The organism is Micromonospora sp. DT15, from assembly GCF_049841475.1.
Classification (GTDB): Bacteria; Actinomycetota; Actinomycetes; order Mycobacteriales; family Micromonosporaceae; genus Micromonospora.
On the sequence record NZ_JBNCKJ010000001.1, the window covers coordinates 150876 to 171817 of the forward strand.

The window sequence follows — 20942 nt, forward strand, 5'->3', positions numbered from 1 at the left end:
TCCGCCCTGCGGTGGGCCGGCCCGGCGGCAAGGGTACCGGAGGCGCTCGTCCCCGCTGCGGCCAGCGCCGCACGGGCCCCGCGAGAGACTGCGGCCCGCGCCGCCCGGGCCCCGGGAGGACACGCCGGACGAGTCCGACGGGTGTCGGTGCGCGCCAGTAGGCTTCTGCCCGTGCTGGACACCCTCGACGCCGCCGCGGTCCGCCGCTGGTGCGCGAGCGGGCTGGCCGCACTGAAGCGCCACCAGGGCGAGATCGACCAGCTCAACGTCTATCCGGTGCCCGACGGCGACACCGGCACCAACCTGGTGCTCACCCTCACCTCGGCGCAGCAGGCCCTCGCCATGGATCTGGACACTCTCCCGCACAGCGGGCCGACAGCGCACGGGCACGCGCTGCGGCTGATGGCCCAGGGCGCGCTGCTCGGCGCGCGGGGAAACTCCGGGGTGATCCTCTCGCAGATCCTGCGTGGTCTCGCCGACCACGTCGCCGGGGTGCCGGCGGTGCGTGGCCGGGAGTTCGCCGCCGCGCTGCGCTCCGGCACCACCGCCGCGTACACGGCGGTCTCCCGGCCGGTCGAGGGCACCCTGCTCACCGTGATCTCGGCCGCCGCCGTCGCGGCCGAAGGCGCGGACAGCGACGACCTGCCGGCGGTGGCCGGCGTCGCGGCCCGGGCGGCGGCCGAGGCGCTCGCCCGCACCCCGGAGCAGTTGCCGGCGTTGGCCCGCGCTGGTGTGGTCGACGCCGGTGGCCGGGGGCTCTGCGTGCTGCTCGACGCCCTGGTCGAGGTGCTGACCGGGGAGAGCGCCGCCCGGCCCGCACCGGCACCGCGCTCCGCCCGCCCGGCGGCCACCGTCGCCCGCGAGACCGGTTCGGACGAGTACGCGTACGAGGTGCAGTTCCTGCTCGACGCCAGCGCCGAGGCGGTCGACGGGTTGTGGCGGGCCCTCGACGCCCTGGGAGACTCGCTGGTCGTCGTCGGCGACGGGCGTGAGCCGGAAGGCACCTGGAACGTGCACGTGCACGTCAACGACGTGGGCGCGGCGGTGGAGGCGGGTGTCGCCGCCGGCCGCCCGTACCGCATCTCGGTCACCCGTTTCGCCGACCAGCCGGAGTCGCCCTCGGGCCCGGTGGTGGCCGGCCGGGCCGCGGTGGTGGTGGCCACCGGTGGCGGCATCGCCGACCTGTTCGCCGCGGAGGGCGCGACCGTCGTGCCGGGCAACCCGTCCACCGGTGAGTTGCTGGACGCCGTCCGCAGCACCGGCGCGGCCCGCGTCGTGGTGCTGCCCAACGACGCCAACACCGAGGCGGTGGCGAGCGCCGCCGCCCGTGAGGCCCATCGACACGGCATCAAGGTGAGCGTGGTGCCGACCCGCTCGCCGGTGCAGGCACTGGCGGCGCTCGCGGTCCGCGACGGTGACCGCCGTTTCGAGGACGACGTGATCGCAATGGCCGAGGCGGCTGGGGCCTGCCGGTACGCCGAGGTCTGCCATGCCAGCCGGGAGGCGCTGACCGTCGCCGGCCCGTGCCGCCCCGGTGACGTGCTGGCGCTGGTGGAGGGGGAGGTGCACCTGATCGGCACCGACCTCACCGACACCTGCGCGGCGGTGGTCGACCGGATGCTCGGTGGTGGCGGCGAGATGGTCACCCTGCTGGCCGGGGTGGACGCTCCGGCCGGGCTCACCGACGCCGTCCGCGCGCACGTCGCGCGACGCTGGCCGTTCGTCGAGGTGCACGCGTACCCGGGCGGCCAGCCGTTTTATCCGCTCCTGGTAGGGATCGAATGAGCAAACCAGCCACCGTGGACACTCCGCTGAAGAAGCTGGTCGGGGACAAGACAGCAAAGGCGCTGGCCTCGCACCTCGACCTGCACACCGCTGGTGACCTGGTCTACCACTTCCCCCGTCGCTACGACGAGCGCGGTGAACACACCGACATCCGCTCACTGGACGTCGGTGAGCAGGTCACCGTCATGGCCCAGGTGCAGCGCACCACTGTGCGCCCGATGCGTCAGCGACGGGGCAACCTGCTGGAGGTGACCGTCGGCGACGGCTCCGGCGGGGTGCTGACCTTGACCTTCTTCGGCAACCAGGCGTGGCGGGAGCGCGAGCTGCGCCCGGGCCGGTGGGGTCTGTTCGCCGGCAAGGTCACCGAGTTCCGCAGCAAACGGCAGCTCAACGGCCCGGAGTACGTCCTGCTCGGTGAGGGTGGCGACGGCGAGGCGGCGCTCAGCGACGACATCGAGGAGTTCGCCGGGGCGCTGATCCCGGTCTACCCGGCCGCCGCGGCCGTACCGACCTGGGTGATCGCGCGCTGCGTGCGCGTCGTACTGGACACGTTCACCCCGCCGGACGATCCACTGCCGAGCGCCGTGCGGGCCAGCCGCAAGCTGGTCGGGCTGGGCGTCGCGCTGACCGAGATCCACCGGCCGTCCAGCAAGGAGGCGCTGCACCAGGCGCGGCGGCGCCTCAAGTGGGACGAGGCTTTCGCCGTCCAGGTGACCCTGGTGCAGCGCAAGCACCGGGCTGCCGACTGGCCGGCCCGGCCCCGCCCGGCGCGCCCGGACGGGCTGTTGGAGGCCTTCGACGCCCGACTCCCGTACGAGCTGACGGCCGGTCAGCGGGAGGTCGGTGTGGAGATCGCTGCTGACCTGGCCACTCCGCACCCCATGCACCGCCTGTTGCAGGGCGAGGTGGGCTCGGGCAAGACGGTGGTGGCGCTACGGGCGATGCTCCAGGTTGTCGACGCGGGTGGGCAGGCCGCGCTGCTGGCGCCCACCGAGGTGCTGGCCGCCCAGCACCACCGCGGCATGCTCGACCTGCTCGGGCCGCTCGGGCGGGCCGGTGAGCTGGGCTCCGCCGAGCACGCCACCCGGGTCGAGCTGGTCACCGGCTCGCTCGGCGCGGCGGCCCGCCGCCGGGCGCTCGGCGAGGTGGCCAGCGGTGCCGCCGGCATCGTGCTCGGCACCCACGCCCTGCTCTACGAGGGGGTCGACTTCGCCGACCTCGGCCTGGTGGTGGTCGACGAGCAGCACCGCTTCGGCGTGGAGCAACGCGATGCCCTGCGTGCCAAGGCCGACCAGCCGCCGCACGTGCTGGTGATGACGGCCACCCCGATCCCGCGCACTGTGGCGATGACCGTCTACGGCGACCTTGAGGTCTCCACGCTCTCCCAGTTGCCCCGGGGGCGGTCGCCGATCGCCTCGCACGTGGTGCCGGCCGCCGAGAAGCCCGCCTACCTGGATCGGGCCTGGCGTCGGCTGCGCGAGGAGGTGGCCGCCGGCCACCAGGCGTACGTGGTGTGCCCGCGGATCGGTGACGGGCCGACCAGCGACGAGGAGCCGCCAGCCGAGGACGACAACGGCCGTCGGCCGCCGCTGGCGGTGACCGAGGTGGCCCCGCTGCTGGCCGAGGGGCCGTTGCTCGGCCTGCGGATCGGGGTCCTGCACGGTCGCCTGCCGGCCGACGAGAAGGACGCGGTGATGCGTTCCTTCGCGGCCGGTGACCTGGACGTGCTGGTGGCGACGACAGTGATCGAGGTCGGCGTGGACGTGCCGAACGCGACAGTGATGATCGTGCTGGACGCCGACCGGTTCGGTGTGTCCCAACTGCACCAGTTGCGGGGCCGGGTCGGCCGGGGTGCCGCCGCCGGGCTGTGCCTGCTGGTCAGCGAGGCGGCCGAGGGTTCGTCGGCGCGGGAACGGTTGGACGCTGTGGCGTCCACGAGCGACGGTTTCAAGCTCGCCGAACTGGACCTGGAGCAACGCCGCGAGGGCGACGTGCTGGGTGCCACCCAGTCCGGGCACCGCTCGCACCTGCGGTTGCTGTCCCTGCGGCGCGACGCCGACCTGATCCGCGACGCCCGCGCCGAGGCGATCACCCTGATCGAGGACGACCCGGAGCTGGCCCGCAGCCCGGCACTGGCCGCGTCGGTGGCCGCACTGGTGGACGAGGACCGCGCGGAGTACCTGGAGAAGGGCTGACCACGCGCCGGGCTGCGCCGGCTGATGATCGACTCGGCTTTCATGAAACCGGGGTATCCCGCCGACGGGGATACCCCAGGTTCAGTGATGTCGAGTCGATCACGCAGGCCACTACATGGCTGAGGGCGCGCCGACCGGGTGGTCGACGCGCCCTCAACTGTCAGAGCGGGTTGTCTCAGGCGGTGAAGCGAACCCGACGACGACGGGCCACCACGAACAGGGCGGCACCGGCGGCCAGCAGCACCACGGCGCCGGCGATGATTCCGCCAGTGGCGGCACCGGTCAGCGGCAGAGCCGGCTCGTCCTTACCGCCACCCTGACCCGGGGTGCAGTCGGCCGGCTTCTCCCAGGCGATCGGCTCGGTGTCGTCGAGGCCCTCGGCCGCCGGAGTGACGACGAGACCCTCGGTCGCGTCGAAGGAGACGGAACCGGTCTCGCCCGGCTTGACGACCAGCGTCTTCACCTCGCCCTTGTTCGGGGTCAGGGTGAGCGTGACGGTCTCACCGTCGGCGGGGTTCTCGATCGTGAAGGTCAGCTTGTCGCAGGTCGACTCGACCGAGCCCACCGGCTCCGCCGGAGCCGGGGTGGCAGTCGGGGTCGGGCTCTGGGTCGGAGGCTGGCTCGGCGACGGCGAGGTGGCAGTGGGGGTCGGGCTGGGGGTCGCCGACGGAGTGGCGGTCGGCGTCGGGCTGCTGGGCGACGGCGTGGCCTCTGCCGCGCAGGTGCCCTTCGGCTCGGCGGCCACGGTCCGCGACTCGCTCACGATCCGGTCGGCGCGCACCCAACGGGCCTCGACGGTCAGCTCGATCGTCGGCCGCTTCTGGTCGAAGCGGTGGGCCTGGGTGCCGGTGAGGAAACCCTCGCCCTTCGCCGGCAGAGTGGCGTCCTGCGCCAGGCCGCCGGTGAAGTCGGCCGGAACGGTCGACTTCAGCGTGGTGATCTTCGCGCTGATGTTCTCGCTGTTGCCGACCGTCCAGGTCACCTTGATCTGGCCGTCGGAGGTCAGGCAGTAGGTGCCGGAGGGCTCGGGGTGGTGGGCGCTCGCGGGGCTCGCGATGACGCCGACGCCGGCGAGGCCGATCAGCGCACCCGCGGCGATGGCCGCGACGCGCCGGAACGGAGACTTGGGAGGGTTCACGCCTGCTCCTGGTGAGGGGGGTACGGATCGCGTGGCGGAAGGCCGGGAGGCATCGTGACCGGGCAGTCACTGCTCACCGGGGCGTCGCGCGACGCGGTGGTGTTCCCGCGGCGAAAGCGGGGACAGGGGGAGACTGTACTGATGGGTGGTTAATGAGGGGAGTTCAGATCATTGCCATCCGGCAATGTAGTTGATTCGTGATCTTTGATATACCGAAGGTGTCGGTCCGATCACTGGGGACGGCCCGCGCCGCCCGGGCTCCACGATGGACGCCGTGCCGTCGGGGCTGCTCAGGTGCCCCCTGTCGTCGCTGGCCGGCCCGCTCCTCGGATCCGCGCCGTGCTGACCGGGTCCGCGCCGCATCGCGTAGCGTCGCGGGCATGAGCAGGAGGAAACGGTGACCCGGATCGTGGCTGGGACGCTCGGTGGTCGGCGTATCGCCGCGCCACCCGGCGCCGGCACCCGACCCACCTCGGACCGGGTTCGGGAGGCGCTGTTCAGTGCCGTCCAGGCCGCTGTCGATCTCGAAGGCGCCCGCTTCGCGGACCTGTACGCCGGCTCCGGCGCGGTCGGGCTGGAGGCGCTCTCCCGAGGTGCCCGGCACGTGTTGCTGGTCGAGTCCGACCCGCGGGCGGCCCGGGTGATCCGGGAGAACGTGACGGCCCTCCGTGCGGGTCCGGCGGCCCGTCTGGTCACCGGCAAGGTGGCGACGGTGCTGGCCGCCGGGCCGGACGACGGGCCGTACGACGTGGTCTTCGCCGATCCGCCGTACGCAGTGCCGGACGAGGAGATCACCGCGCTGTTGGCCGCGCTGGTCGACGGCGGTTGGCTGGCGCCCGACGCGTTGGTGGTGGTGGAGCGGTCCCGCCGCACCAGGGAGTTCGACTGGGTGGAGGGGATCACCGCCGAGCGCAGTCGCCGTTACGGCGAGACCACCCTTTGGTACGGTCGCCGATCATGAGACGTGCGGTGTGCCCCGGTTCGTTCGATCCGGTCACCAACGGACACCTCGACATCATCGGGCGGGCCAGTCGGCTCTTCGACGAGGTGATCGTCGGTGTGCTGGTGAATCAGTCGAAGAGTGGCCTGTTCACCGTCGAGGAGCGCATCGAGATGCTCCGCGAGGTGACCTCGTCGTACGGCAACGTGCGGGTCGAGTCGTTCCGAGGGCTGCTGGTGGACTTCTGCCGGGCGCAGCAGGCCAGTGTGCTGATCAAGGGCCTGCGGGCGGTCAGCGACTTCGACTACGAGTTGCAGATGGCCCAGATGAACATCGGTCTGGCCGGCGTCGAGACGCTTTTCATGCCGACCAACCCGCTCTACTCGTTCCTCTCGTCGAGCCTGGTGAAGGACGTGGCCAAGTGGGGTGGCGACATCTCCGCCCACGTCCCCGACCCGGTCCGCGAAGCCCTCCAGGCCCGCCTGGGCCCCCGCCACTGAACGGACCCTGACTCCCCTCCACCTTCGCGATCTTGCACTTGCGGTGCCCGCATCGCCTGTTTCGGCATGGTTTGACGTGACCGAAAGTGCAAGATCGGCGCGGTGGGAGCTGCGGGTGACTATGTCGCGACTCGCCGGGTTGGGGTGAGTGGGGCGGCGGTGGGGCCGGCACGACATGATTGGTGGCGCGGGGAACGGCCGTAGCCCGCATCATGGAGGTCGGCCGACGAACGACAGGAGTGAGGTAGCCGGTGGACCCGCTCGATCGCATCGAAGAACTGATCGCCATCCTGGAGCAGGCCCGCTCCGTCCCGATGTCGCGCAACAACTGCATGGTCGACCGGGGTGAGATGATCGCTGCCCTCGATGAGATGCGTGCCGATCTCCCCGCCGACCTGCGTCGCGCCGCCGCGCTCCTGGAGGAGCGGGACAAGATCATGGACGCCGGCAAGCGCGAGGCGGACCGGATCATCAGCGAGGGTGAGGCAGAACACGCCCGCCTGGTCTCGGTGAACGAGATCACCGTGTCGGCCGAGCACGAGGGCGCCCGGATCATCGGTGAGGCCCGCGCCGAGGCGCAACGCCTGCGTGAGGAGGTCGACGACTACGTCGACACCGCGCTGGCCAACTTCGAGCAGTTCCTCACCCGGGCGCTGGCCTCGATAGAGCGCGGCCGGGACAAGATGCACGCGCTGCGGGAGATCGGCACCTTCGCTGGGGATGAGGCGGAACGCCCGCTACCCTTCTGAGCGGCACCTCACCAGCCGACTTCTCAGGCGGGCGTCGCCCCCGGTTCGACGGTCGGGCGGTCGTCCAGGTAACCTTTTTTGTCGGCCTCTCACCGGCCGGAGTCTAACTATGCCCAAGCACTCGCCATCGACACTCAACCCCAGGGCGCCGCTGGTCCTCGACACGAGGGACCTGCCGCGTCGCCCTGGCGCGTTGCGTGAGGTCCAGCGGGTCGTGCCGGCACCGGCGGACCTCGGTGTGGAGTTGATCGGCGTGCCGGAGGGCGCGGACCTCGACCTCGATCTGAGGTTGCAGTCGGTGTCCGAGGGCGTGCTCGTCTCCGGGACCATCACCGGTCCCGTCCGGGGCGAGTGCGGCCGTTGCCTGCGCGAGATCAACGACTCGATGGGCGTGACGATCCAGGAGCTGTACGCGTACGAGGACAGCACCACGGACGCCACGACCGACGAGGACGAGGTGGGCCGGATGCAGGGCGATCTGATCGACCTGGAGCCGGCGCTGCGGGACGCGTTGGTGCTCACGCTGCCGACCAACCCGCTCTGCCGGGAGGACTGCCCAGGACTGTGCCCTGAATGCGGGGCGCACTGGGACGATCTGCCGGCCGACCACAGTCACCAGCAGATCGACCCGCGTTGGGCGGGCCTGTCGCAACTGACCGTTACAGAGGAGTAAGAACCGTGGCCGTCCCGAAGCGCAAGATGTCGCGCAGCAACACCCGGTCCCGCCGGGCGAACTGGAAGGCGACAGTGGTTGCGACCGTCGCGTGCCCGCAGTGCAAGTCCCCGAAGCTGCCGCACGCCGCCTGCTCCGTCTGCGGCACCTACAACGGCCGCCAGGTTCTCGAGGTCTGACCTGGACGCCGAGTGACGCCCCCGACCCCAGGTCGGGCGGCGCGCGCATCCTGGCATTCGCCCGGTGCCCCGGCTCCCTCCGACGCCGGCCGGCGCAGTCCGGCCGGCGTTCCGGTGGAGCCGGGCGCCGCGCGGATCGCCGTTGACCTCCTCGGCGGGGACGACGCTCCCGCCGTCGTGGTTGACGGCGCTCTGCGGGCCATGCGCGCCGACCCCGACCTGCATCTGCTTCTCGTCGGTCCGACCGAGGTCGCCGACGAGCTGATTGCTGCCCTCGATCCCGTGCAACGCGCCCGGATCACGGTGCGGCCCGTCCGCGATGTCGTCGGCATGGCCGACCATCCCAGCGCCGCCCGCTCCGAGAGCACCGTCCGGGCCGCGGTCACCGCCGTCCGGGACGGGACCGCCGACGCCCTGGTCTCCGCCGGCGCCACCGGCGCCACCGTCACCGCGGCCGTACTCGGCCTCGGCCGTTCGCCGGAGATCCGCCAACCCGCGCTGGCCGCGACCCTGCCCGCCGTGGCGGGGCCGGTCGTGTTGCTCGACGTCGGTGGCTCCCTGGAACCCCGCCCGGCCACCCTCGCCCGCCACGCCGTGCTCGGCGCCGCCTACGCGGCGGTGGCCCACTCGATCGCCGCGCCCCGGGTCGGACTGCTCTCGGTCGGCACCGAGGCCGGCAAGGGCGACCGGGTCCGCCGCGCCACCGACCCCCTGCTCGCCGTCGAACCGCTGCCCGGCGGGGCGCGCTACGTCGGCCTGGTCGAGGGGTACGACGTGGCCCTCGGCGCGCGCGCCGATGTGGTCGTCACCGACGGCTTCACCGGTAACGTGCTGCTCAAGGCCATTGAGGGCGCGTACGCGATGGCCGGCGGCCCACCTGCCCAGGGCGGCGCGCCCCGCGCGGCGGCCCTGCTGGGCGTCGCGGGGACGGTGGTCGTCTGTCACGGGTCCGCCCGCGCCGACGACGTCGCCTCCGGCATAGCTCTCGCCGCCCACCTGTGGCGGCGGCGCGCCACCGATCTGGTCACCGCGTTGCTCGACCGCGACGCCGCGACCGGTCGCACCGACCGCTCCACCGACACCGAGGTACGCACATGAGCAACGACAAGCGGCGGCGGGCGTCCGTCGGTCACCTGGAAGCCGCCTTCGGAGTGAGCCTGGAACCCGAGCTGCTCCAGCGCGCGTTGACCCACCGGTCGTACGCGTACGAGAACGGCGGGTTGCCGACCAACGAGCGGCTGGAGTTCCTGGGCGACTCGGTGCTCGGCGTGGTGATCACCACGGCGCTGTTCCACAACCACCCGGACCTGCCCGAGGGACAGCTGGCCAAGCTGCGGGCCAGCGTGGTCAACATGCGGGCGCTCGCCGACGTGGCCCGCGGTCTGGGCCCGGACGGCCTCGGCGCGTACCTGCTGCTCGGCAAGGGTGAGGAGACGACCGGTGGCCGGGACAAGGCGAGCATCCTCGCCGACACGCTGGAGGCGCTGCTCGGCGCGATCTACCTCCAGTACGGCCTGGACACCACGGGGATCGTCATCCACCGGCTCTTCGACCCGCTGATGGCCGAGTCGGCCGGTCGTGGGGCCGCACTGGACTGGAAGACCAGTCTCCAGGAGCTGACGGCCGCGCTCGGTCTCGGCGTACCGGAGTACCGGATCGAGGGCACCGGCCCGGACCACCTCAAGACGTTCACCGCCTGGGTGGTGGTTGCCGGCAACCGGTACGGCGGCGCGGAGGGGCGCAGCAAGAAGGAGGCCGAGCAGCGGGCCGCCGAGGCCGCCTGGCGGACGCTCGCCGAGCAGAACGGCCAGAACGGCGACGGCAGCCAGGGTGGTCAGAACGCCGACGGCGGCCAGCGTGGTCCGGTCGCCGACGATCGTCAGGACCAGCCGGCCTACCGGGACGACTCGGCCGACCGCGGCGAGCCGTTCGGGCCGCTGGAGAGCGCCGAGCGGGCGGCGGAAGCCGAGCAGGCCGACCACCTGGCGCAGGCGCTGCCGGCCGGGGGCGCCGACGGCCACGAGACGGGCCGCCCGCGTGCCTGAGCTGCCCGAGGTGGAGACCGTCCGGCAGGGGGTGGCCCAGTGGGTCGTCGGCCGCCGGATCGCCTCGGTCGAGGTTCGTCATCCGCGTGCGGTCCGCCGGCACGCTCCCGGCGACGTGCACTTCGCCGACGTGCTCGCCGGCCGGACGGTGCTCGACGCCCGCCGTCGCGGCAAGTACCTGTGGCTGCCACTGGACAGCGGTGACGCGATCGTCGGGCACCTCGGCATGTCGGGTCAGCTGCTGCTCCAGCCACCCGGCACGACGGACGAGACCCACCTTCGGGTCCGGTTCCGGTTCAGTGACGACGGCCCGGAGCTGCGCTTCGTCGACCAGCGCACGTTCGGCGGGCTCTCGGTGAGCGAGGGCGGCGCCGAGTTGCCCGACGAGATCGCGCACATCGCCCGCGACCCGATGGACCCGGAGTTCTCCGACGAGGCGTTCGTCGCGGCGCTGCGCCGCCGGCACACCGAGGTGAAGCGCGCGCTGCTCGACCAGACCCTGATCTCCGGGGTGGGCAACATCTACGCCGACGAGGCGCTCTGGCGCGCCAAGCTGCACGGCGGCCGACCGACCGACGCGTTGACCGGCCCGGCCGCGCAGCGTCTGCTCGGCCACGTCCGCGACGTGCTGGCCGAGGCGATCAGCGAGGGCGGCACCAGCTTCGACGCCCTCTACGTGAACGTCAACGGCGAGAGTGGCTACTTCGACCGGGCGCTCAACGCCTACGGCCGTGAGGGCGAGCCGTGCCGTCGGTGTGGCGCGCCGATCCGCCGCGAGGCGTTCATGAACCGGTCCTCGTACAGTTGCCCGCACTGTCAGCCACGGCCCCGGGGTGCCCTTCGGGGATGACCCGGAGCCGGCTCGGGGCGATGCCGGCGGGTCGCGGCCCGTCGCTCGGGGCAGGCCCCCGGTGTACGTCCGAATCGCGGGCCGATGTCCCGCGAACGCACCCCCGCGCCCGGTCCGCTGGTTCCAGGGTGAGCCCAGGTCGATCCCCGATGTGACCGCCTCGTCACGCACCTAGCGTCAGCACCGTTGACAGGGGGTTGAGGTGACAGGGGGACCCGAGATGGGCAGAAGACCGGTGACGGTGCGGCTGGCGCGGTGGAGCGCCGAGCACCCGTGGCGGGCGATCGCACTGTGGGCCGTGTTCGTGGCGGTGTGCTTCGTCGGCGGCAACGCCGCCGGACTCAACGAGGCCACCAGCGGTGACCAGGCGATCGGCGAGGCAGGGCGGGCCGGCCTGATCGTCGACGCCGCTAACTTCGACGACCCGGCCGTGGACAACGTCCTCATCACCTCCCGGGGTGGCGCGTTGGACCCGGCGGCGGCGAAGTCGGCGGCCGACGACGCGGCGGCCCGGCTGCGTACGGTCACCGGGGTTGCCGGGGTGGGCCAGCCGGTCACCGCGCGGGACGGCTCGGCGCTGCTGCTGCCGATCACCATGTCGGGTGACCCGGAGACGGCCTCGGAGCGGGTGCAGCCGTTGCGGGACGCCACCGCCTCCGTGCAGGCCGCGCACCCCGGGCTTCGCGTCGAGCAGGTCGGCGGACCGTCGATCGGTCAGGCCCTCGACGACACCCTGGGCAAGGACTTCAAGCGCGCCGAGCTGCTCAGCCTGCCGGTCACCCTGGCGATCCTGATCATCGCCTTCGGCGCGCTGATCGCGGCGAGCGTGCCGGTGCTGCTGGCCCTCTCCTCGGTCGCCGCCGCGATGGGTCTGTCCACTCTCGCCTCGCACCTGGTGCCGGCCACCGACACCACGGCACCGGTGATCCTGCTGATCGGCATGGCGGTCGGCGTCGACTACTCGCTGTTCTACATCCGTCGAGAGCGGGAGGAACGCGCCAAGGGTCGGTCCGGTCTGGACGCGGTGGAGATCGCCGCGGAGACCTCCGGGCACGCCGTCGTGGTCTCCGGCTTCGCGGTGATCATCTCGATGGCCGGGCTGCTGCTCGCCGGCGACGTGGTCTTCTCGTCCCTCGCCGTCGGCTCGATCCTCGTGGTGGCCGTCGCGGTGACCGGTTCACTGACGGTCCTGCCCGCCCTGCTGGCCCGGCTCGGCCGTTGGGTGGACCGGCCCCGGGTGCCGCTGCTCTGGCGACTGACCGCGCCGCGTACCGGCCGGCACGGCGAGCCCCGCGCGCCCCGGCTGTGGCCGGCGGTGCTCAGGCCCGCGCTGCGCGCGCCGGTGGCGACGCTCATCATCTCGGTCGGGCTGCTCCTCGCGCTGGCCGCGCCGGCGCTCGGCATGAAGCTGAAGTTCCCCGGCATGGAGGACCTGCCCCGCACGACTCCGGCAATGCAGGCGTACGACCGGCTCACCACCGCCTTCCCGAGCGCCGGCACCAATCACGTGGTGGCCGTCCGGGCGCCCGCCGACCAGGCCGATCGGGTACGCGCCGCCCTCACCGGCCTGTCCACCCGGGCGGCTGCCGATCCGCTGTTCGCCCCGGCCGAGGCGGACGGCCCGAAGATCGAGGTGTCGGCCGACCGGCGGGTCTCGGTGCTGGACGTCCCCACCCCGTACGCCAGTCGGGACGACCGTTCGGTGCAGTCGTTGGAGAAGCTGCGCGGGGACCTGGTCCCGGCCGAACTGCGGGGCATCCCCGGCATCGAGTACGCGGTGGGCGGGAGCGTCGCCGACAGCGAGGACTACGCCCAGCACGTCCGGGACAAGTTGCCGCTGGTGATGGGCTTCGTGCTGGTGCTGACCTTCCTGGTCATGACGTTCACCTTCCGGTCGGTGGTGATCGCGGCAAGCTCGATCGTGCTGAACCTGCTGTCCGCCGGTGCCGCGTACGGCCTGCTGGTGCTGATCTTCCAGGGCGAGTGGGCGCAGGGACTGCTCGGCTTCACCTCGATGGGCGCGATCGTGTCCTGGCTGCCGCTGTTCCTGTTCGTGGTGCTCTTCGGCCTCTCGATGGACTACCACGTCTTCGTGGTCAGTCGGATCCGCGAGGGCGTCCGGTCCGGCCTGCCCAACCGCGACGCCGTGTCGTACGGGATCACGTCGTCGGCCGGGGTGGTGACCAGTGCGGCGATCGTGATGGTCGGGGTCTTCTCGATCTTCGCGACGCTGAGCACGATCGACATGAAGCAGCTCGGCATCGGTCTGGCGGCGGCCATCCTGCTGGACGCCACCATCATCCGGGGCGTGGTGCTGCCTGCGTTGATGACCATGCTCGGCGACGCCAACTGGTGGGCCCCGCAATTCCTGCGCCCCCGCCCGTCACCCGCCCCCACCGACCCGCCGTCCTCCGCCCCAGAGCTGGTCCCAGTGCCCTAACCACCCGCCCCCGCGCCCCCTGCCCCGTCGCGCGCCGCCCCCGCCCTCCAGCCCGTCGATCTTGCAGTTTCTGTCGCGGCGAAGCGGGGCCATCCCGGCAAACCGGCAACCGAAAGTGCAAGATCGCGGGGCTGGGGGCGGGCCGGGGTGCGGGTGGGCCGGGGGGTTAGGGGAGGGGGCAGGGTTCGCGGGATGCGTCGAGGGTGCGGTCCTTTCGGATGGACGCGAAGCCGTAGCCGACGGTGGTGACACAGAAGTCGTCGGTCGAGCCGGTGTACTCGACGTGGAAGACCGGCTTGCCGGCGTCGCTGAACGGCAGCAGTTTGGCGCACTGGGCCAGCCGGACACACTCCTCGTTGACGGCGAAGTCGAAGTCCGGGGCCAGCGCGGCGAGCTGGGGCACGTCGTTGACCAGCCCCGGGGAGAGACTCAGCGAGCGGGCCAGCTCGGCCAGCCGGCGGTTGAACAGCAGTTGGTCGTCGAAGTCGAGCGCAAAGCCGGAGCGCGCCGCGTACCCGTCGGCGTCGAAGAGCGCCACCGCGCCGAAGCCCTTGCCCCGGCAGAGCCGGAACCGGTCGGTCAGCACCGGTCGGAGTGCGTCCCAGCTCCGGACGTCCAGCCACCGGCTCTCGGGTCGACGCCCGGCCGCACCCCGGACCACCTCGGGAAACCGGCTGGCGTCCGGGTCGTCGGAGCGGACCGAGCCCACGTTGACCTGGCAGATCAGCCGGCGGTCCCGGGAGCGCAGGTCGGCGGTCTGCGCGGCGGTGGTGGCCACCGGGTCGAGGAGGAAGACGTGGGCGTCCACCGCCGGGTCGAGCGGGCCGCTGAGCTGCCACTGCCACTGCCAGTGCCGGGCCTGCGCCGCTGGCCACGCGGTGGGCGCCCCGGGCGGGGTCAGCGCGGGCCGGCACCCGTACGCCGGCAAGACCAGCATCAGCGCGACGCTGGCGGACAGGACACGGCGCACTGGGCGTACGGCGACGCGTCGCCGCGGCCGGATCCGCATCGGCAGCTCCCGGGTCCCGGGCGGCCGGTCGCCGCCCGCACCGGTACGCGGCCCCCACGCTCCGGCCCGACGTACCTCACCGGGTCAACGAGCGCGGGGGCGGGAACGACGCGCGGTCAGCGCGGTGCCGCGAAGACCTGCGTCCAGTACGGCCCGTTGCTGTTGGCGATGCCGACGCCGATCTCGGTGAACGCGCAGTTCAGGATGTTGGCCTTGTGACCAGAGCTGTTCATCCACGCGTCCATCACCGCGGCCGGGGTCTGCTGGTTCCAGGCCACGTTCTCGCCGTACGTGCGCCAGGTGTAGCCGACCCGGTCCAGCCGGGTGCCGGCGTTGCTGCCGTCGCTGCCGGTGTGCGACATGTTCTTGTTGTCGGCCTGGTCCTGGCTGTGCCGCTGGGCGGCCGTCATCAGCTTGGTGTTGATGCTCAGCGCCTTGCAGCCGGCCTTGGCCCGCTCGGCGTTGACCAGGTCCACCACCTCGCGGGCCTGGGCGCTGACGGTGCCGCTGGAGCCGCTGGTGCCGGTGGAGCTGCCGGTGTTGCTCGGCGCGGTGCTGCGCTGGACGCTCCGGCGCGAAGCGGCGGTGCTCCGCGACGACGCTGGTGTGGGCTTGACGACCTTGGTCGGCGACGGGCTCGGAGAAGCCGGGCTGGGGATGGTCGACGGAGAGGGTGCGGCGAGGGTGTCCAGCGCCGGCTCTTCGGTGGGCGCGGCCGACGTCGCGAAGGAGTCGTCGACGGCCGTCGGCTGAGCGGCCCCGTCGTCACCGCCGGGCAGGGTGAGCGCGCCGACGCCGAAGCTCACCACGAGGGTGGCGGCCGCGGCGGCCCCTCCGATCATCAGTGGCCGGCGCCAGCGGCGTGGGGAGCGGTGCCGTCCCTCGCCGGGCCGGCTGGTCTCGGCGGTGCCGTGCCAGCCGTCGGTGGTCTCCGGGTCGGTGTCGGTGTGCCAGCCGCCGGGCACCTCGGCGCGTCGTCCGCCGGTGGTGTCCTGGGCCGGGCGGCTGTCGCCCCAACCGTGGGTCTCGCCGTCCGGCTGGTGGGCCCCCCAGGCGGCGGTGCGGGCGTCGGCCTCCTCGGCGGGGATCGCCGGGTCCGGTAGCCGGCCGTCGGTGGGCTGCTCCCGGTGCCACTCGTCGCCCGGCTGGCCGGGTTCGTCGCCAAAGAGATAGGCCGAGCGGGGCTCCGGGCGGTCGTGCAGCCAGGCCGGCTCGTCGGTCGGCCCTCCGGCGCGCCGGGGGGCGCCGTTGGGGTCCATCGGATCGGTCCAGCCGTACACGCCTATGCCTCCACGGGTCGGTTGCGGGCCGGGCTGACGCTACGGCGCGCCTACGAGCTGCGGCAACGTGGCTAAGAAAGAGTTAAGGGGAAGTGGGACACGAGGGTGCTGACTTCCGCGGATCCGGGCGTACAGTAAAGGTGTCCGGACAGAGAGTGTCCGTGCCTTGCGGCAGCCCCCCGGCAAGTGGACAGGTCGACGTGGAGATGATCTACGGCCTGCGAGAACTTGACGAAGGAGGGGTTTGCGGCTCAATATATAGGTGTCGCCAGTCGCGCCCGGTCATGCCCAGATACAGCCTGGAATGACAGCCGCGTACAAATGGGCGCGCGTTTGGCCGGCCTTTCCGGCAGCGCATATCAAGGAGTCAGCATGGCGAAGGCCCTCTACGGCCACGTAGGTGCAGCGCCCGACCGGCGTCTGCTCGACGAGGTCACCCGACTGCGTTCCAGGGTTCAGGCGCTGGAGTTCGAGATCACGCGTCTGCGTGCCGACAATGATCGGCTCGCGGCGGCTGCGGCGGAGGCGGACGATCTTCTCCGTCTGGCCGAGCCGGCGTTGACCTGATCTTCACGTCGCAAAAACTGAATCGCACCACCGCAAAAATGCGCGCCGACACCTCAGTGCCGGCGCGCAACACTGTCCGGCACCTTTTCGGCGCCGACGATTCATGATCTTGCAGCCGATCGTGCGGGAAGCGCGCCGCACAGTTACCGAAAAGCAAGTCGGCGGATAAGCCGATCATGAAAGGCGCTTGTCTTTCTCGCTGTCGACCGAACAACAGCGCGCCCACTGCCGACGCGACGCGGGGCGGGTCGCGTGCCGGCCCGCTCCCACCGCCGGGTTAGTCTGCGGGTTCACCCAGGTCCCCACAGCCGGCGACGGTACGGCGGCCACCGGACGAGGATCGAGTAGGTGTATCTCAAGAGCCTGACGGTGAAGGGGTTCAAGTCCTTCGCCTCCGCCACGACGTTGAAGCTGGAGCCCGGGATCACCTGTGTGGTGGGCCCGAACGGCTCGGGCAAGTCCAACGTCGTCGACGCCATCGCCTGGGTCCTCGGCGAGCAGGGCGCCAAGGCCCTCCGTGGCGGCAAGATGGAGGACGTCATCTTCGCCGGCACCTCCGGCCGGGCTCCGCTGGGTCGCGCCGAGGTCACCCTCACCATCGACAACACCGACGGCGCGCTGCCGATCGAGTACACCGAGGTCTCCATCACCCGCCGGATGTTCCGTTCCGGCGAGAGCGAGTACGAGATCAACGGCAACTCCTGCCGGTTGCTCGACATCCAGGAGCTGCTGTCCGACTCCGGCATCGGCCGGGAGATGCATATCATCGTCGGGCAGGGCCGCCTCGACGGCATGCTGCACGCCAAGCCGGAGGACCGCCGCGCGTTCATCGAGGAGGCGGCCGGCGTCCTCAAGCACCGCAAGCGCAAGGAAAAGGCGCTTCGCAAGCTCGACGCGATGCAGGTGAATCTCAATCGCCTGACCGATCTCACGGCGGAGCTTCGTCGTCAGCTCAAGCCACTGGGCCGGCAGGCCGAGGTGGCCCGGCGCGCCGCCGCCATCCAGGCCAACCTGCGCGACGCCCGGTTGCGGCTGCTCGCCGACGACCTGGCCACCCTGCGGACCACCCTGGACCGGGAGATCGCCGACGAGACCGCGCTGCGCGAGCGGCGCGAGCAGATCGAGGGTGAGCACACCGAGGTGCAGGGTCGGCTCGGCGAGTTGGAGGCCGCCCTCGCGGAGGACGCGCCGCTGCTCGCCGCCGCCCAGGACACCTGGTACAAGCTCTCCGCCCTCCAGGAACGCTTCCGCTCGATCGAGCAGTTGGCCCGGGAGCGACTGCGGCACCTCAGCGCCACCGGCGACGACGAGCGGCCCGGCCGCGACCCGGACCAGCTGGAAGCCGAGGCGGAACGCGTCCGCGAGCAGGAGGAGGAGCTGCGCGGCGCGCTCACTGACGACCAGATCCGACTGGCCGAGGCGGTCGAGCACCGCCAGGAGTTGGAGCGGCAGCTGGCCGCCGCCGAGCGCGAGCTGGTCGCCGCGGCCAAGGCCATCGCCGACCGGCGCGAGGGGATGGCCCGGCTCACCGGCCAGGTCAACTCCGCCCGGGCCCGGACCACCAGCGCCGGCGAGGAGATCGAACGCCTCGCGATCGCGCACGCCGACGCGCTGGGCCGCGCCGAGCAGGCGCAGGCCGACCTGGACGCGGTCGCCGCCCAGTCCACCGAGGCCGACCGGGACAACGCGGACCTGGACGCCCGGCACGCCGAGGCGGTCGCCGTGCAGGAACGGGCCCAGGCCACCGTCCGATCGCTGTCCGACGCCGAGCGGGCCGCGGAGAAGGACGCCGCCTCCTGGAAGGCCCGCGAGGAGGCGCTCGCCCTGGGGCTGCGGCGCAAGGACGGCGCCGGGGCGCTGCTCGCCCGCGCCGGAGACGTGCCCGGCCTGCTCGGCAGCCTCGCCGGGTTGCTCACCGTCGCGCCTGGTCACGAGGCCGCGCTGGCCGCCGCGCTCGGCGGCCTCGCCGACGCCGTCGCCGTCAGTGGGGTGGACGAGGCCGTCGAGGCGATGCGGCTGTTGAAGATTTCCGACGCCGGCCGGGCCGGACTGCTGGTCGGCAGCCCGGCGGGGCCCGGCATGACCGGCTCCGCCGACGCGCTGCGTCCGAAGTTGCCGGACGACGCCCGGTGGGCGCCCGACCTGGTGGAGTGCAGCGCCGAGCTGCGTCCGGCGGTGCACCGGGCCCTGCGGGACGTGGCGCTCGTCGACGATCTCGCCGCCGCCGCCGAGCTGGTCGCCAGCAACCCCGAGCTGCGGGCGGTCACCCCGGACGGTGACGTGGTCGGGGCGTACGCGGCGGCGGGCGGGTCGGCCAAGGCTCCCAGCTACATCGAGGTGCAGGCCGCAGTCGAGGAGGCCCGCGCGAACCGGGTCACCGCCGAACGCGCCGGCCTGGAGCTGCGTGATCAGTTGGTCGAGGCGCGCGCCGAGGTGGCGACCGCCAAGGAGGCTGTGCAGCACGCCGCCGCCGAGAAGCGGGAGGCGGAGAGCCACCGCAACGCCGCCGCTCGCCGGCTGGCCGAGCTGGGCGCGGCGGCCCGCTCCGCAAAGGCCGAGACCGACCGGCTCGGCGACTCCCGCTCCCGCGCCGAGGCCGCCCGGCAACGGGACCTCACCGCGCTCGCCGAGCTGGAGGAGCGGCTACGGCTGGCCGAGGAGACCCCGGTCGACGCCGAGCCCTCCACCGAGGAACGGGATCAACTGGCGGCCATGGTGCCGCAGGCCCGGCAGAACGAGATGGAGGTCCGGCTCGCCGTGCGTACCGCCGAGGAGCGGGTCTCCTCGATCGCCGGCCGGGCCGACTCGCTCGCGCGGCAGGCCACCGCGGAACGGGCTGCCCGGGAACGCGCGGCGGCCCGGCGGGCCGCCCGCGCCCGGGGTGCGGGCATCGCCCGGTCCGTCGCCGGTGGCGCCCGGGAGGCGCTGACCCGACTGACCACCTCCATCGCGACGGCGGAGGAGCACCGCGACGCGGTCGCCCTGGAGCGCGCCGCGCGGGAGGCAGAGCTTCAGGAGGTACGCGGTGCCGCCAAGCGGCTCGGCGCGGAGTTGGAGCGACTGACCAGCCAGGTTCACCGCGACGAGGTGGCCCGGGCGGAGCAGCGGCTGCGTATCGAGCAGTTGGAGGCGAAGGCCGCCGAGGATTTCGGGCTGGACGTGGAGACGCTGGTTGCCGAGTACGGTCCGACTCAGCCCGTTCCGCCGACCGCGGTGGACGTCGCGACGGCCGAACGTGACGGTCTGCCGGTGCCCGAGCCGGTGCGCTACGAGCGGCCGGTGCAGGAGAAGCGGGCCGCGAAGGCGGAACGGGAACTCGCCCTGCTCGGCAAGGTCAACCCACTCGCGCTGGAGGAGTTCGCCGCGCTGGAGGAGCGCTTCAAGTTCCTCTCCGAGCAGTTGGAGGACCTCAAGGCCACCCGTCGGGACCTGCTCACCGTGGTGAAGGACGTGGACGAGCGGATCCTGGAGGTCTTCGCCAGCGCCTTCGAGGACACCGCCCGGGAGTTCGAGCAGGTGTTCACAGTGCTCTTCCCCGGTGGCGAGGGACGGCTGATCCTCACCGAACCCGACGATCTGCTCACCACCGGCGTCGAGGTGGAGGCCCGCCCGCCGGGCAAGAAGATCAAGCGTCTGTCGCTGCTCTCCGGTGGCGAGCGGTCGCTGACCGCGGTGGCCATGTTGGTGGCGATCTTCCGCGCCCGGCCCAGCCCGTTCTACATCATGGACGAGGTGGAGGCGGCCCTGGACGACGTCAACCTGGGCCGGTTGATCACGTTGATGGCACAGTTGCGCGAGAAGAGTCAGCTGATCGTCATCACGCACCAGAAGCGGACGATGGAGATCGCCGACGCGCTCTACGGCGTGACCATGCGCAGTGGGGTCACCCAGGTGATCAGCCAACGGCTCAATCGGGCCGACGAGGACGACCAGCGGCACGGCCGCGGCGAGGAGAACGGGTAGTGGCTCGGGAACGCGCGACGGCGCTCCTGCTGGACTTCGACGGCGTACTGCGCCGGTGGGACCCGGCGGTGGCCGCCGTTGTCGAGCGGGAGTACGGCCTCTCCGAGGGGGTGCTCGGTGAGATCGCCATGCAGTGGGGGCGGCTCCAGCCGGTGCTCACCGGCCAGGTCAACCACGCTGAATGGATGGACAGCGTGGCGGACGCCCTGGCCGAATCGGTGGGCAGCCCGGAACGCGCCCGCGCCGCTGTGGAGCAGTGGCAGAGCTACCGCGGAGAGGTCGACCAGGAGGTGCTGGCGTTCGTTCGGGAGGTCCGTGCGGCGGGCGTCCGGGTCGGGCTGGGCACCAACGCCACCGACCTGCTCGACTCCGACCTGGCCGCGCTCGGCCTGGTCGGCGAGCTGGACGTGGTGGTCAACTCCTCGGTGATCGGCGTACACAAGCCCGCCCCGGAATACTTCAAGGCCGCCTGCGTGGCCCTGGCCACCCCGCCGGCCCGGGTTCTCTGCGTCGACGACGAGGACTGGGCCGTGCGGGGTGCCCGGTCCGCCGGGTTGTCGGCGCACCGCTGGGGCGGCCACGCGGACCTGCGCTACCTGCGGGCGGCCCTGGACTACTGAGCCGCGCCG

Annotated in this window: 16 protein-coding genes and 1 pseudogene; 14 read left to right on the forward strand and 3 right to left on the reverse strand. The window is 72.4% G+C overall.

Annotated features, from left to right (window positions below; all coding sequences use genetic code 11):
- Nucleotides 1–171 precede the first annotated feature (171 nt).
- A complete protein-coding gene (locus ACLQ3F_RS00740; protein ID WP_425845092.1) occupies nt 172–1785 on the forward strand; it encodes a DAK2 domain-containing protein in 1614 nt (537 codons plus the stop codon).
- Entirely contained in the window at nt 1782–3980 is a 2199-nt protein-coding gene (recG, locus tag ACLQ3F_RS00745; RefSeq protein WP_425845095.1) for an ATP-dependent DNA helicase RecG, read from the forward strand. The genes ACLQ3F_RS00740 and recG overlap by 4 nt, the downstream gene beginning before the upstream one ends.
- Before the next feature lie 175 nt (nt 3981–4155).
- On the opposite strand, the gene ACLQ3F_RS00750 is transcribed toward recG, so the two are convergent.
- Nucleotides 4156–5118 (reverse strand): LPXTG cell wall anchor domain-containing protein, encoded by a 963-nt coding sequence (locus ACLQ3F_RS00750; protein ID WP_425845098.1) that lies wholly within the window; start codon nt 5116–5118, stop codon nt 4156–4158.
- A gap of 397 nt (nt 5119–5515) precedes the next feature.
- Here ACLQ3F_RS00750 and rsmD point away from each other — a divergent pair, with 397 nt between their 5' ends.
- The 9 genes and pseudogenes from rsmD (at nt 5516) to ACLQ3F_RS00795 (ending at nt 13494) form a co-directional block, all read left to right on the forward strand.
- On the forward strand, nt 5516–6079 hold the full coding sequence (gene rsmD / locus ACLQ3F_RS00755; protein ID WP_425845100.1) for a 16S rRNA (guanine(966)-N(2))-methyltransferase RsmD: 564 nt from the start codon (nt 5516–5518) through the stop codon (nt 6077–6079).
- Nucleotides 6076–6558 (forward strand): pantetheine-phosphate adenylyltransferase, encoded by a 483-nt coding sequence (gene coaD, locus ACLQ3F_RS00760; RefSeq protein WP_357261432.1) that lies wholly within the window; start codon nt 6076–6078, stop codon nt 6556–6558. The genes rsmD and coaD overlap by 4 nt, the downstream gene beginning before the upstream one ends.
- A 251-nt stretch (nt 6559–6809) precedes the next feature.
- Nucleotides 6810–7307 (forward strand): hypothetical protein, encoded by a 498-nt coding sequence (locus ACLQ3F_RS00765; RefSeq protein WP_355005267.1) that lies wholly within the window; start codon nt 6810–6812, stop codon nt 7305–7307.
- A gap of 109 nt (nt 7308–7416) precedes the next feature.
- Complete coding sequence (locus ACLQ3F_RS00770; protein WP_238684615.1) at nt 7417–7980, forward strand: YceD family protein; 564 nt, start codon at nt 7417–7419, stop codon at nt 7978–7980.
- 5 nt (nt 7981–7985) lie between these two features.
- Entirely contained in the window at nt 7986–8159 is a 174-nt protein-coding gene (rpmF, locus tag ACLQ3F_RS00775; protein ID WP_030335284.1) for a 50S ribosomal protein L32, read from the forward strand.
- Nucleotides 8160–8273: 114 nt separating this feature from the next.
- On the forward strand, nt 8274–9257 hold the full coding sequence (locus ACLQ3F_RS00780) for a phosphate acyltransferase (protein WP_357261438.1): 984 nt from the start codon (nt 8274–8276) through the stop codon (nt 9255–9257).
- Nucleotides 9254–9994, forward strand: a pseudogene (rnc, locus tag ACLQ3F_RS00785) (ribonuclease III); the annotation flags it as partial. The gene ACLQ3F_RS00780 and the pseudogene rnc, both read left to right, overlap by 4 nt.
- A gap of 202 nt (nt 9995–10196) precedes the next feature.
- On the forward strand, nt 10197–11054 hold the full coding sequence (mutM, locus tag ACLQ3F_RS00790) for a bifunctional DNA-formamidopyrimidine glycosylase/DNA-(apurinic or apyrimidinic site) lyase (RefSeq protein WP_357198951.1): 858 nt from the start codon (nt 10197–10199) through the stop codon (nt 11052–11054).
- 220 nt (nt 11055–11274) lie between these two features.
- Nucleotides 11275–13494 carry an MMPL family transporter gene (locus ACLQ3F_RS00795; protein WP_425845103.1) on the forward strand — a complete coding sequence of 740 codons (2220 nt, stop codon included), beginning with the start codon at nt 11275–11277 and terminating at the stop codon, nt 13492–13494.
- A 166-nt stretch (nt 13495–13660) separates the two neighbouring features.
- On the opposite strand, the gene ACLQ3F_RS00800 is transcribed toward ACLQ3F_RS00795, so the two are convergent.
- Both ACLQ3F_RS00800 and ACLQ3F_RS00805 read right to left on the reverse strand, forming a co-directional pair.
- Nucleotides 13661–14431: an endo alpha-1,4 polygalactosaminidase gene (locus ACLQ3F_RS00800; RefSeq protein WP_425845105.1), complete on the reverse strand. Its 771-nt coding sequence runs from the start codon at nt 14429–14431 to the stop codon at nt 13661–13663.
- A 188-nt stretch (nt 14432–14619) separates the two neighbouring features.
- Nucleotides 14620–15783 carry a CAP domain-containing protein gene (locus ACLQ3F_RS00805; RefSeq protein WP_357226013.1) on the reverse strand — a complete coding sequence of 388 codons (1164 nt, stop codon included), beginning with the start codon at nt 15781–15783 and terminating at the stop codon, nt 14620–14622.
- A gap of 372 nt (nt 15784–16155) precedes the next feature.
- On the opposite strand from ACLQ3F_RS00805, the gene ACLQ3F_RS00810 reads away from it, so the two are divergent.
- From ACLQ3F_RS00810 to ACLQ3F_RS00820, 3 genes are all read left to right on the forward strand, one after another.
- Nucleotides 16156–16350, forward strand: a complete 195-nt coding sequence (locus tag ACLQ3F_RS00810) for a hypothetical protein (protein ID WP_030487463.1) — start codon at nt 16156–16158, stop codon at nt 16348–16350.
- A 348-nt stretch (nt 16351–16698) separates the two neighbouring features.
- Nucleotides 16699–20313, forward strand: a complete 3615-nt coding sequence (gene smc / locus ACLQ3F_RS00815; RefSeq protein ID WP_357201550.1) for a chromosome segregation protein SMC — start codon at nt 16699–16701, stop codon at nt 20311–20313.
- Nucleotides 20313–20933: an HAD family hydrolase gene (locus tag ACLQ3F_RS00820; RefSeq protein ID WP_355005260.1), complete on the forward strand. Its 621-nt coding sequence runs from the start codon at nt 20313–20315 to the stop codon at nt 20931–20933. Before smc ends, ACLQ3F_RS00820 begins: the two co-directional genes overlap by 1 nt.
- The last annotated feature ends 9 nt before the right edge of the window (nt 20934–20942 follow it).

What these genes read in the sequence shown, in the direction of transcription:
- recG (WP_425845095.1), top strand. Translation starts at nt 1,782, where the DNA reads ATGAGCAAACCAGCCACCGTGGACACTCCGCTGAAGAAGCTGGTCGGG.
- coaD (WP_357261432.1), top strand. Translation starts at nt 6,076, where the DNA reads ATGAGACGTGCGGTGTGCCCCGGTTCGTTCGATCCGGTCACCAACGGA.
- ACLQ3F_RS00770 (WP_238684615.1), top strand. Translation starts at nt 7,417, where the DNA reads ATGCCCAAGCACTCGCCATCGACACTCAACCCCAGGGCGCCGCTGGTC.
- ACLQ3F_RS00795 (WP_425845103.1), top strand. Translation starts at nt 11,275, where the DNA reads ATGGGCAGAAGACCGGTGACGGTGCGGCTGGCGCGGTGGAGCGCCGAG.
- ACLQ3F_RS00800 (WP_425845105.1), bottom strand. Translation starts at nt 14,431, where the DNA reads ATGCTGGTCTTGCCGGCGTACGGGTGCCGGCCCGCGCTGACCCCGCCC.
- ACLQ3F_RS00810 (WP_030487463.1), top strand. Translation starts at nt 16,156, where the DNA reads ATGGCGAAGGCCCTCTACGGCCACGTAGGTGCAGCGCCCGACCGGCGT.